Genomic DNA, 12548 nt, shown 5'->3' with positions numbered 1-12548 from the left:
CTTCCCGACTGAGTTTTGTCCATCGGAACTCTTCCGAAAGACAATTTACTTGCATCCCGACCGAGTTTTGTCCATCGGAACTCTTCCGAAAGACATTATACTTGCTTCCTGACCGAGTTTTGTCCTTCATAGTTTTTTGAGCCCTCCAGCTTATGCGTCGATAAACTAACGCTTGCACATTTTGTACTGCGAGAACCTATACACAAGGGGATAGGTTTTTTCCTTTGCTCATTTTTTCTTTTTCGGCTAGGATTAGGTTGGTTATTTTTTCTTTATTGGTTAAAAATAACCTGAATATGACAGAGTGAGTTTTCAGCTAGGAGGAAGACAATGAAGAAAAGTGGTTATCCGCGGGACAAGCGTTTCAAAATTGCGCACAGGGAAGCTGTGATTGGAATAATCCTTGTTTTGATTAATTTTCTTTGGTGGTACGGCTTTGCCTATGGCCTCGGTTCAACCAAAGTAGAAAATTACACATACATATGGGGTTTGCCTGCTTGGTTTTTTTATAGTTGTATCGTAGGTTTTATTGTTATGGTTATTCTCGTTATTTTTACGGTAAAGGTACTATTCATGGATGTTCCCTTTGACGAGGAAAAGGGGGAAATCAAATGAATTGGGCTGTCATTACTCCACTTTTAATTTTCTTATTCATTATCTTTGCCGTTGGCATGTGGTCAAACAAATTTGTTATTAAATCTCATTCATTCTTAGAGGAGTACTTTTTAGGGGAACGACAAATGGGCGGTTTCATCCTGGCGATGACGATGGTAGCGACTTATGGCAGTGCCAGCAGTTTCATCGGAGGTCCAGGTATCGCTTATACGCAAGGATTAGGCTGGGTCCTACTGGCCATGGCCCAATTAGCCACTGGATATTTTACATTAATGGTCCTAGGCAAAAAGTTTGCGATTATTTCTCGTCAATACAAAGCAATCACCTTGATTGACTTTTTAAAAGAGCGGTACAAAAGTAAAGCAGTTGTGTTGATGTCAGCAGCTAGCATTATCATCTTTCTATTTTCATCGATGACCGCGCAATGGATTGGCGGAGCTCGTTTGGTAGAAAGTTTAACAGGCTTACCCTACACGACAGCTCTACTAATCTTTGCCTTTTCGGTTCTCGTCTTTGTTATTGTCGGCGGCTTTCGAGCGGTTGCCATTACAGATACCATCCAAGGTGTCGTGATGTTTGGGGGAACATTAATCCTTTTAATCGCAACGATTAAAGCTGGGGGAGGAATCCCAAGGATCATCTCAGATCTAGCCGCTGAAAATCCTAATTTAATCAGTCCATTTGGAGCAGAGCGCAGTTTGACACCAACCTTCGTTTCCTCTTTTTGGATTTTGGTAGGTATTGGTGTTGTCGGCTTGCCGCAAATTGCCGTCCGAGCGATGTCATATAAAAATTCAAAGGCGATGCATAGTGCGATTATTATTGGAACCTTTGTCGTCGGTTTTATCATGCTTGGAATGCATCTTATTGGCGTGTTCGCCAGACCCGTTCTGCCAGGAGTGAAAATTGGGGATACCGTTATGCCGATGTTATCGATGAAAGTACTGCCGCCATATGCTGCAGGCATTGTTCTGGCTGCTCCAATGGCTGCCATTATGTCGACTGTGGACGCTTTATTGATTCTGGTTAGCTCTGCTTTAGTAAAAGATGTCTATTTAAATTACATCAAGCCGGATGCAGGGAACGATCTTGTGAAAAAGGTTAGTTTTAGTGTAACTGCAATTATCGGAATTATTGTCATTTTGTTCTCCTTAAGCCCGCCAGATTTGATTGTTTGGTTGAATCTGTTTTCCTTTGGAGGGCTTGAGTCGGTCTTTATTTGGCCGGTGGTTTTAGGCTTATATTGGAGTAGGGGCAATAAATACGGGGCCATCACTTCGATGATTTTAGGGATGGGATCATACATTTTATTGGATCAACTTTATCCAAATCCATTGGGTTTTCACACCGTTGTCTTCCCGATCCTACTTTCACTTGTTGGATTTGTAGTAACTAGTCTTTTTACTCAGCCAAAAGAAGGGAAAATGCATGTGAGTATGGAAAAATAAGTGAAGAACTTTGGAATCGAAGTTCATCTATTCTTTTTGTTGCAATTTTGTGAATTAATTTCTAGAATAAATAAAAGTCATTAATTAAATGAGGTGTACTCATTGGAAACGGTTATTCGATATTTCTCAGCGCTTATTCTTCCAGGGCTGCTCGTCTTGCTTTTTACACGGGTCACCTACAACCGAGTGATTGGGCTCATCTTGACCGTGGCTTTAATTGCCACTTCGGTATATAAAGGTTATACCAATACGTTTATGTTGATCGTAGTGGATGCTTTCTCGTTAACTGCCGGTTTTTGGATGGCTGAAAAAATGAAGCAGAAGGCATTGAATAAGACCTAAGAATTGAAACTATTAAAAGTCTGTCAGTAAAATGGCAGGCTTTTTTAATGAAATCGAATATTCGTTCGCATATTATTGGTTTGTTTTTAGGGGAATGTGGTAGAATGTTAATATGAATTTTAGAGGATACACTTTCCAGCACCATCCCGGTCCATTATTAAGGTACATATGCTGAAAAGTAATTGATTTTACGGGAGGGAATTTTTCGTGAAGGATCAATTTGAATTAGTGTCAAAATACTCGCCCCAAGGTGACCAGCCGGAGGCGATCAGTCAATTAGTTGACGGGATCAAGAAGAATAAAAAAGAACAGACATTGCTTGGTGCGACAGGTACGGGTAAAACATTTACGATTTCAAATGTGATTAAAGAAGTAAATAAACCAACACTCATCATCGCACACAACAAAACCCTGGCTGGACAGCTATACAGCGAGTTTAAAGAATTTTTTCCAAACAATGCGGTTGAATATTTTGTCAGTTACTATGATTACTTTCAGCCAGAGGCTTACGTACCACAGACCGATACATTCATTGAAAAAGATGCAAGTATTAATGATGAAATTGATAAATTACGGCACTCGGCGACATCTTCTCTCTTCGAACGGAAAGATGTTATAGTGATTGCCTCAGTGTCTTGTATTTATGGTTTGGGTTCTCCGGAAGAATATCGAGAAATGGTGTTATCGCTTCGAACCGGAATGGAAATAGAGCGTAATCAATTATTACGTCGTCTAGTCGATATCCAATATGATCGGAATGATATCGATTTCAAGCGTGGCACCTTCCGTGTTCGCGGGGATGTTGTTGAGATTTTCCCTGCTTCTCGTGACGAGCATTGCCTTCGTGTCGAGTTTTTTGGTGATGAGATCGATCGGATTCGCGAGGTTGATGCGCTCACAGGAGAGATTATGGGTGAACGGGAGCATGTCGCCATTTTCCCAGCCTCCCACTTCGTTACACGGGAAGAAAAGCTAAGAATAGCCATTGAAAATATTGAAAAAGAACTAGAAGTACGCCTCGAAGAACTTCGCGAGGACAATAAATTACTCGAAGCCCAACGGCTCGAACAAAGGACACGCTATGACCTGGAAATGATGCGGGAAATGGGCTTTTGCTCAGGGATTGAAAACTACTCTCGCCATTTAACCTTAAGAGAAGCGGGCTCCACTCCATATACTCTGCTGGATTATTTTCCAAAAGACTTTTTGATGGTGATTGACGAGTCACATGTTACTTTGCCGCAAGTGAGAGGTATGTTTAACGGGGATAAAGCACGGAAACAGGTTCTTGTGGATCACGGCTTTCGTCTGCCATCAGCGCTTGATAACCGGCCGTTAATGTTCGATGAGTTCGAAAAGCATATCCACAATATCATCTATGTTTCGGCCACACCTGGACCGTACGAGCTGGAACATACACCGGTAATGGTCTCACAAATTATCCGCCCGACAGGACTCTTAGACCCTACGATTGAGGTTCGTCCAATTGAGGGGCAGATTGATGACTTAATTGGTGAAATTCACGAACGGGTACGGAGAAATGAACGTGTCCTTGTAACCACCTTGACGAAAAAAATGTCCGAAGATCTAACGGATTACCTGAAGGAAATCGGCATTAAAGTTCAATACCTGCATTCTGAGATTAAGACGCTCGAACGGATTGAAATTATTCGGGAACTGCGTCTCGGTAAATATGATGTTCTCATTGGGATTAACCTGCTTCGGGAAGGCCTTGACATTCCTGAGGTTTCTCTGATTGCGATCCTTGATGCCGACAAAGAAGGCTTCCTTCGTTCGGAACGTTCGTTAATCCAAACGATTGGGCGTGCCGCCCGGAATGCTCAGGGACATGTCATCATGTATGCAGACAAGATCACGAATTCCATGGAATTAGCGATAACTGAAACTAGACGCCGCCGTGCCATCCAAGAAGAGTACAACCAAAAGCACGGAATCGTCCCAATGACAATTCAAAAAGATATCCGTGACGTCATCCGTGCTACTCATGCTGCTGAGGAGCAGGAAGATTACAAACCAGCGGCATCATTTAGTAAGATGAACAAGAAAGAAAGAGAAAAATTAATTGCCACAATGGAAAAAGAAATGAAAGTCGAAGCCAAAGCGCTTAATTTTGAAAGGGCTGCGGAGCTTCGTGATTTAATTTTGGAATTGAAAGCGGAAGGATGACGTAACAATGGCAATGGAAAAACTGATTGTGAAAGGCGCCCGAGCCCACAATTTGAAAAATATCGATGTCACCATTCCGAGAGATAAGCTTGTTGTCTTAACGGGACTTTCTGGATCTGGAAAGTCCTCACTTGCCTTTGATACGATTTATGCCGAAGGGCAAAGACGTTATGTCGAATCCCTATCTGCCTACGCACGGCAATTTCTTGGCCAGATGGATAAACCGGATGTTGATGCAATTGAGGGTCTCTCCCCGGCAATCTCCATCGATCAAAAAACAACAAGCCGTAACCCCCGTTCGACGGTCGGTACGGTGACAGAAATCTATGATTATTTACGGTTATTATTTGCAAGGGTGGGACATCCAACATGTCCGATCCATGGGATTGAAATCTCCTCACAAACGATTGAACAGATGGTTGACCGGATTTTAGAATACCCGGAGCGGACCAAAATGCAAATTCTTGCCCCGGTGGTGTCAGGCCGGAAAGGATCGCATGTGAAGGTGCTCGAAGATATTAAGAAGCAAGGATTTGTCCGCGTTCGTGTCGATGGGGAAATGCTCGATCTTGGTGATGAGATTGAGTTAGAGAAAAATAAAAAACATTCGATTGAAGTCATTATTGACCGGATTGTCGTCAAGGAAGGGGTTTCAGCGCGGATTGCTGATTCTCTCGAGACAGCACTAAAACTAGGCGAAGGAAAAGTCATTGTCGATGTGATCGGTCAGGAAGAATTGTTGTTTAGTGAAAATCATGCCTGCCCGCACTGTGGCTTTTCGATTGGAGAACTAGAACCACGAATGTTTTCCTTCAACAGTCCATTTGGTGCCTGCCCTGAATGTGACGGACTTGGTTCTAAACTCGAAGTCGATGTGGAACTTGTCATCCCCAATCGCGACTTGACACTGAAGGAGCATGCGATTGCGCCGTGGGAACCAACTAGTTCACAGTACTATCCACAGTTGCTTGAGGCAGTATGTGATCATTTCGGAGTAGATATGAATATCCCTGTGAAGGATATCCCGGAACACCTTTTGGAAAAAGTCCTTTATGGCGGCGGTCGTGAAAAAATCTATTTCCGCTATGAAAATGATTTTGGCCAAGTCCGTGAGGGGAATATTGAATTTGAGGGTGTCATCCGCAATGTGGAGCGTCGGTACAAAGAGACGAGCTCCGATTATATCCGCGAGCAAATGGAAAAATATATGGGTCAAAAGCCCTGTCCAACCTGTAAGGGCTATCGTCTGAAAAAAGAAACGTTAGCCGTCCTTATTAATGGCCGCCATATTGCCCAAATCACCGACCTTTCGATTGAAGAGGCCAATCAATTTTTCGCAGGATTAATGCTTTCTGAAAAAGAAATGCAAATTGCCAAACTGATTTTCAACGAAATCAGTGAGCGGCTTGGCTTCTTAATTAATGTCGGTCTCGATTATTTAACACTGAGTCGGACTGCTGGTACGCTGTCAGGTGGGGAGGCCCAGCGGATTCGCTTAGCCACACAAATTGGTTCCCGTTTAACCGGTGTCTTATATATCTTAGATGAACCGTCGATTGGATTGCATCAACGGGATAATGACCGTTTAATTGGAACCCTGCAAAACATGCGCGATATCGGCAACACCTTGATTGTGGTTGAGCATGATGAGGACACGATGATTGCGGCCGATTACCTTATTGATATCGGTCCGGGTGCCGGGGTTCATGGCGGGGAAATCGTTTCTGCGGGAACACCTGCCGAAGTCATGGCAGATCCCAATTCATTGACGGGCCAATACTTGTCCGGGAAGAAGTTTATCCCGCTGCCCTTAGAACGCCGCAAGCCGGATGGCCGCTTTATTGAAATCAAAGGCGCATCGGAAAACAATTTAAAAAATGTCAATGTGAAGCTGCCGTTAGGAATGTTTATTGCGATTACGGGTGTATCTGGTTCTGGGAAGAGTACTCTCATTAACGAGATCTTACATAAATCATTGGCGCAAAAGCTTCATCATGCAAAAACAAAGCCTGGTGAACATAAGAGTATTAAAGGCATTGATTATTTAGAGAAAGTCATCGACATTGATCAATCGCCAATTGGAAGAACACCGCGCTCGAACCCGGCTACCTATACGGGTGTTTTTGATGATGTTCGTGATGTGTTTGCCAACACAAACGAGGCGAAGGTCCGCGGTTATAAAAAGGGACGCTTTAGTTTTAATGTGAAGGGCGGCCGCTGTGAGGCATGCCGTGGCGATGGAATCATCAAAATCGAAATGCACTTCTTACCTGATGTGTATGTACCATGCGAAATCTGCCATGGGAAGCGCTATAACCGAGAAACGTTAGAAGTGAAGTACAAAGGGAAGAACATTTCTGACATTCTCGATATGACCGTGGAAGCGGCCGTTGAATTTTTCGAAAACATTCCGAAAATCAGCCGTAAGCTTCAAACTATCTTGGATGTCGGCCTTGGCTATATTAAACTGGGTCAGCCGGCAACTACCCTGTCAGGTGGGGAAGCCCAGCGTGTCAAATTGGCTTCAGAATTACACCGCCGGTCGTCAGGAAAATCCTTCTATATTCTAGATGAACCAACAACGGGTCTTCATGTCGATGATATTTCCCGTTTGCTCGTTGTATTGCAGCGCTTAGTTGAAAATGGTGACACGGTTCTTGTGATTGAGCATAACCTCGATGTCATTAAGGCGGCCGATTACCTTGTCGACCTAGGACCTGAAGGCGGAGATAAAGGCGGAACAATCGTCGCAACTGGAACACCAGAAAAAGTCGCAGAAGTCCCTGAATCATATACTGGTAAATACTTAAAGCCAATCCTTGAGCGTGACCGCCTCCGGATGAAACAGCAAATTGAAGATAAGAGTGCCATAAAAGCATAAGTAGAAAAAAAGAGCCTTAGGCTCTTTTTTTATGGCCTTTTTCGGTTAAGGAAAGTCTGTGATTTTGTCATTGGCGGAATTATGGTGCCAATCGGCGGAATCCGTTCCGAGTTTGGCGAAATAAATTGAAAGTTTGGCGGAAATCCACTTCAAGTTGGCGAAATTCCAGCTCGAATCGGCGGAATCCCCCCGACACCCTGTTTCAAAATATTTCTGCTTGTTCCTAATTAAAAAACTACGAAACTAATTAGCTCCCTTTTTCGTAAATAATAGATAAAGGATAATAGTAATCATTTCTGAATAAGCATAAAGTGACACAAATTTTTGATGCTGGGGTGGGTAATTATGAAAGAGGAAAAAGTTCGGATATTAAAAATGGTTGAAGAAGGAAAATTGACCGTCGAGGATGCTGTCACCTTGCTGGATGAATTAGAAAAAGCACAACAAACGATGGAGCAGAAGCAGGAGGAAATTGTGAATGAACTCTCTACAGTGGTAAATTTCGAGGAGGCCAAGAAAGAAGATCCATTCCAGGCGAAATTCCAATCGACAAAGGTAAAGATTTTTGATTTTGTCGATTCTGCCTTGAAAAAAATCAAAGATTTTGATTTTGATTTGAACTTCGGTCAATCCGTTGAGATCTCCCATATTTTTCACCAGGGAGATGCTGACCTGAAAGAAGTCGATATTGACGTGGCGAATGGTTCGGTTAAAATGGCGGCTTGGGACCAACCGGATGTGAGAATTGAATGTCAAGCGAAGGTATTTCGGGTTGAAAACTCAGACCAAGCAAGGCAGAACTTTTTAAGAGATACTATTTTTTCAGTTGAGAATCAAAAATTACGTTTTATGACGCAGCAAAAATGGATGAAGGTAGACTCAACCATTTTTGTGCCAAAAGCTCAGTATGACCGTATGCGCATCAGAATCTTTAATGGCGCCGTCAATGGAGAAGATATCAATGTCGCTGACCTAAGGGTCAAAACCGCTAATGGAAAAATAAACCTCGACCGAGTTCATGGCAATAAAGGAGAAGTTGAAACGGCAAACGGGAAGATTAATATTATCAGCAGTTTGTTCGACGATCTCGAAGCGGAGACCATTAACGGTGCGATTAAACTCGATGGTGATTTTAAAAGGGTGGGAACGCAGTCCTTTAACGGGAATATCAGTTGCAATCTCAGCGGAAGTCGCACCGAGTTGATTCAAGTAAAAGCGACAACTGGTGGAATCGACCTCTATATCCCAGATAATTTGCCAGTAAATGGGGAATTGAAGACGAATCTCGGCGGTTTTAATGTGGAACTCGTCGGTGTTCAAGTGCTTGAGGAAAAGAGCGAAATGATTCAAAAATCGCTTCGCTTCAAATCGATAAATTATCCTGATAAAATGATGAAAATCTATGCAGACACAAAAACGGGTTCAATTACAATTCACAAATCACAAGAATAATTACTAGGAGATGCCGAAAAATGAGATGGCTGATTGGGTGTTTGATTAATGCGGTGTTGTTTATGGCACTAGCGGGTTATTTTCACGAAAGCTTTCAATTAACAGGATTTATGGCCGCACTTCAGGCAAGCATTTTATTGTCCATCTTAAATGTTTTGGTACGACCGATCCTGATTCTGTTTACTTTGCCAGTAACAATTGTAACGTTGGGGTTGTTCCTATTAGTCATTAATGCAATTACGCTAGAGCTGACGGATTATTTGATGGGAGAAGCCTTTGAGATTTCTGGTTTTGGGATGGCCCTCTTTTTCGCTGTACTTATGTCATTCGTAAACTTGATTATTCAAAAGACACTGCTCCAACCTGCAAGGAAATCCAAGGATTAATATTGAATACCAGGGTGCTCGCTTTAAAAAGTGGGCACCCTGTTTATATGGTAGAAATACCCAAGTGGAAGCATTCTAATTTTTTAGACATGAAAGTATGGTAATTTAATAAAAAATGCTAAAATAAGTGGAAATGGAATTTTTAGAATAAACTTAATCCGATTGAGGAGGAAGATTCTTGCCAAAAGTACGTACCAAAGATATAGTCGAGAAGTTTAAACTTGAATTAATTAGCGGCGAAGAGGGAATTAACCGCCCCATCACCATGAGTGACATATCGCGCCCTGGAATTGAAATAGCCGGATATTTTGAATTTTATCCAGCTGAACGAATTCAGCTATTAGGAAAAACCGAACTTTCCTTTTTTGGAATGCTGACCGAGGCTGAACGAGTTTCANNTTTATGCACCGATATCACTCCAGCGATTATTGTCACTCGAGATATCGAGGTACCAATAGAGCTGATTGAAGCGTCCGAACGTGAATCCGTTCCAGTTTTACGAGTGGGCATGAAGACTACCCGTTTTTCCAGCCGCCTGACGAATTACCTAGAAAGCAAGCTGGCACCTACTACTGCTGTCCATGGCGTATTGGTCGATGTGTATGGGATTGGCGTATTAATTACCGGAAAAAGCGGCGTCGGTAAAAGTGAAACGGCCTTAGAATTGGTCAAGCGCGGTCACAGGCTTGTGGCGGATGATTGCGTTGAAATTCGTCAGGAAGACCAGGATACATTAGTCGGATCTTCCCCCGATTTAATCGAGCATTTACTCGAAATCCGCGGCTTAGGGATAATCAATGTGATGACTCTATTCGGAGCTGGTGCCGTTCGCAGTAATAAACGTATTACTCTTGTGATGAATTTAGAAATTTGGGACTCGAAAAAGCAATATGACCGCCTTGGGTTAGATGAAGAAAAAATGAGAATCATTGACACAGATGTTCCAAAGCTGACAATCCCTGTTCGTCCAGGCCGAAACCTGGCTGTTATTATCGAAGTGGCAGCAATGAATTTCCGTCTAAAAAGAATGGGTGTGAATGCGGCGCAGCAATTTACTGAGCGTCTGTCCGATGTGATCGAAGACGGGGATCATGACGAGATTTAAGGGGAAGAGGAGATAGATAGATGAACGAAACTATTCAACCGCTAAATCCGATTGCCTTTTCACTGGGACCGATTTCGGTGCATTGGTATGGGATTATTATTGGCTCAGGTTTGGCTCTTGCCTTGTACCTTGCCATCAGGGAAGGAAATCGCAGAGGATTAGAGAAAGACACGTTTGCAGACTTAATGCTATGGGCCATTCCTATTGCAATCATTTCTGCACGTATCTATTATGTCATTTTTGAATGGAAGTATTATGTCAATCATCCGGCGGATATCCCGCAAATTTGGAATGGCGGGATCGCTATCCATGGTGCCCTGATTGGCTCCGTACTGACCACTTATGTATTTGCCAAAAAGCGAGGGATATCTTTTTGGAAAATTGCCGATATTGCAGCACCAAGTATTATTCTTGGACAAGCGATTGGCCGTTGGGGAAATTTCATGAACCAAGAAGCGCATGGAGGGGAAGTAACCAGAGCATTTCTTGAAAACTTGCATTTACCGGAATTTATTATTAATCAAATGTATATTAATGGGACGTATTATCACCCAACATTCCTTTATGAATCGCTCTGGGACTTTGCAGGCTTTTTCTTATTATTATTTCTTCGCCGCGTCAATTTCCGCCGCGGGGAGATGTTCCTTACGTATGTGATTTGGTATTCAGTTGGACGCTTCTTCATTGAAGGTCTGCGAACCGATAGTTTAATGCTTGGCAGCCTCCGGATGGCGCAAACGATTTCGATTGCATTAGTGGTGGGAGCCCTGGCCATTCTTATCTATCGCCGCACGAAACAATTGACAGACAAGCGATATTTAGATCAAGAAAATAGTTAACCGTGTGAAAGAAAGGAAGCAACCAATGACTAACAAAATAACGACCGTTCTTTTTGATTTAGATGGGACTTTAATTGATACAAATGAATTAATTATTTCATCCTACTTACATACATTGGATAAATATTATCCAAACAAGTACAAGCGTGAGGATGTATTGCCGTTTATGGGGCCGACGCTCCATGAAGCTTTTGGCACCATTGATCCAGACCGCGTGGAAGAAATGATTTTAGAATATCGTGACTTTAACATCAGTAACCATGATAACTTGGTGAGGGAATTTGCTGGGGTCTTGGAAACTGTGCGGACTTTAAAAGAAAAGGGCTACAAATTGGGGATCGTCACAACCAAACGTCATGATGTGACGATGAAGGGGCTTCACCTGATGAACCTGGATGCTTTTTTCGAAGTCATTGTTGCATACGATCATGTCAGTAAGACAAAGCCAGATCCTGAGCCTATTTTTAAGGCACTGGAACAGCTGGATTCTACTCCGGAAGAGACGATGATGGTCGGTGATAATTATCACGATATTTTAGCAGGAAAAAATGCTGGTACCGTAACGGCCGGTTGTGCCTGGTCTATTAAAGGCAGAGAGTATATTGCCAAATATGAACCCGACTATATTCTAGAGAACATGGCTGACCTATTACCGATCCTCGGAGAGTGAGAAAGATGAGGAATACCACCCGCTACCCGGTTGAAGGGGCGAACTCTTTATGGCACGTCTACAAAACAGTGCCTTTTTGGAAGGTTGTCAAAAATTTTATTGTCATTCAATTAGCCCGCTATACGCCATTTTTGGGGATGAAAAATTGGCTGTATCGGGTGTTTCTCGGGCTTAAGGTGGGCGAGCAAACATCCTTCGCATTAATGGTCATGCTTGATGTGATGTTTCCCGAAAAAATCAGTGTTGGCCGTAATACGGTGATTGGATACAACACGACCATCCTTGCCCATGAATATTTAATTAAAGAATACCGGCTGGGTCCTGTTGTGATTGGCAGTGAAGTGATGATTGGCGCGAACTCCACCATTCTTCCAGGGATTACGATCGGGGATGGAGCCATCGTCTCAGCTGGGACCCTTGTCCATAAAGATGTTCCTCCAGGGGCGTTTGTTGGCGGCAATCCAATGCGGGTCATTTATACAAAGGAAGAATTGGCCGAGCGATGGGCCGATGATTCAATTTATGGGAGGAAAAAATAATATAGTACAATCTTTTTAAGTCTGGTTTTCGCAACCAGGCTTTTTTGTAGTAAACTAACTATTAAAATGTCATTTCGCGGAAAA

Annotated in this window: 11 protein-coding genes; all 11 read left to right on the top strand. The window is 42.8% G+C overall.

Annotation, left to right across the window (positions count from 1 at the left end; all coding sequences use genetic code 11):
- Positions 1-330: 330 nt before the first annotated feature.
- The 11 genes from V7659_RS02245 (at position 331) to V7659_RS02195 (ending at position 12464) form a co-directional block, all read left to right on the top strand.
- Positions 331-615 (top strand): YhdT family protein, encoded by a 285-nt coding sequence (locus V7659_RS02245; RefSeq protein ID WP_335537840.1) that lies wholly within the window; start codon positions 331-333, stop codon positions 613-615.
- Complete coding sequence (gene panF, locus V7659_RS02240; protein ID WP_335537839.1) at positions 612-2063, top strand: sodium/pantothenate symporter; 1452 nt, start codon at positions 612-614, stop codon at positions 2061-2063. The genes V7659_RS02245 and panF overlap by 4 nt, the downstream gene beginning before the upstream one ends.
- A 102-nt stretch (positions 2064-2165) precedes the next feature.
- Positions 2166-2405 carry a CsbA family protein gene (locus V7659_RS02235; protein WP_335537838.1) on the top strand — a complete coding sequence of 80 codons (240 nt, stop codon included), beginning with the start codon at positions 2166-2168 and terminating at the stop codon, positions 2403-2405.
- 207 nt (positions 2406-2612) lie between these two features.
- On the top strand, positions 2613-4592 hold the full coding sequence (uvrB, locus tag V7659_RS02230) for an excinuclease ABC subunit UvrB (protein WP_335537837.1): 1980 nt from the start codon (positions 2613-2615) through the stop codon (positions 4590-4592).
- Between the two features lie 7 nt (positions 4593-4599).
- Positions 4600-7473, top strand: coding sequence for an excinuclease ABC subunit UvrA (gene uvrA / locus V7659_RS02225; RefSeq protein ID WP_335537836.1), 2874 nt, complete (start codon positions 4600-4602; stop codon positions 7471-7473).
- Positions 7474-7818: 345 nt separating this feature from the next.
- Entirely contained in the window at positions 7819-8925 is a 1107-nt protein-coding gene (locus V7659_RS02220; protein WP_335537835.1) for a DUF4097 domain-containing protein, read from the top strand.
- Between the two features lie 20 nt (positions 8926-8945).
- Entirely contained in the window at positions 8946-9311 is a 366-nt protein-coding gene (locus V7659_RS02215; protein ID WP_335537834.1) for a phage holin family protein, read from the top strand.
- A 178-nt stretch (positions 9312-9489) separates the two neighbouring features.
- A complete protein-coding gene (gene hprK, locus V7659_RS02210) occupies positions 9490-10416 on the top strand; it encodes an HPr(Ser) kinase/phosphatase (protein ID WP_335537833.1) in 927 nt (308 codons plus the stop codon).
- Positions 10417-10436: 20 nt separating this feature from the next.
- On the top strand, positions 10437-11255 hold the full coding sequence (gene lgt / locus V7659_RS02205; RefSeq protein ID WP_335537832.1) for a prolipoprotein diacylglyceryl transferase: 819 nt from the start codon (positions 10437-10439) through the stop codon (positions 11253-11255).
- A gap of 25 nt (positions 11256-11280) precedes the next feature.
- Positions 11281-11925, top strand: a complete 645-nt coding sequence (gene ppaX, locus V7659_RS02200) for a pyrophosphatase PpaX (RefSeq protein ID WP_335537831.1) — start codon at positions 11281-11283, stop codon at positions 11923-11925.
- A 5-nt stretch (positions 11926-11930) separates the two neighbouring features.
- Entirely contained in the window at positions 11931-12464 is a 534-nt protein-coding gene (locus V7659_RS02195; RefSeq protein WP_335537830.1) for an acyltransferase, read from the top strand.
- Positions 12465-12548 lie beyond the last annotated feature (84 nt).

Origin of the sequence: Neobacillus drentensis (assembly GCF_036966985.1) — a bacterium.
In the GTDB taxonomy this organism is placed as follows: Bacteria; Bacillota; Bacilli; order Bacillales; family Cytobacillaceae; genus Neobacillus; species Neobacillus drentensis_E.
The sequence above is the reverse complement of the archived record's forward strand: the minus strand, read 5'-3'. Positions and strand labels throughout refer to the sequence as shown.

Excerpts from the sequence above, each read along its gene's own strand:
- V7659_RS02195 (WP_335537830.1), top strand. The coding sequence starts at position 11,931 with ATGAGGAATACCACCCGCTACCCGGTTGAAGGGGCGAACTCTTTATGG.
- V7659_RS02215 (WP_335537834.1), top strand. The coding sequence starts at position 8,946 with ATGAGATGGCTGATTGGGTGTTTGATTAATGCGGTGTTGTTTATGGCA.
- panF (WP_335537839.1), top strand. The coding sequence starts at position 612 with ATGAATTGGGCTGTCATTACTCCACTTTTAATTTTCTTATTCATTATC.
- V7659_RS02220 (WP_335537835.1), top strand. The coding sequence starts at position 7,819 with ATGAAAGAGGAAAAAGTTCGGATATTAAAAATGGTTGAAGAAGGAAAA.
- V7659_RS02245 (WP_335537840.1), top strand. The coding sequence starts at position 331 with ATGAAGAAAAGTGGTTATCCGCGGGACAAGCGTTTCAAAATTGCGCAC.
- lgt (WP_335537832.1), top strand. The coding sequence starts at position 10,437 with ATGAACGAAACTATTCAACCGCTAAATCCGATTGCCTTTTCACTGGGA.
- uvrA (WP_335537836.1), top strand. The coding sequence starts at position 4,600 with ATGGCAATGGAAAAACTGATTGTGAAAGGCGCCCGAGCCCACAATTTG.
- ppaX (WP_335537831.1), top strand. The coding sequence starts at position 11,281 with ATGACTAACAAAATAACGACCGTTCTTTTTGATTTAGATGGGACTTTA.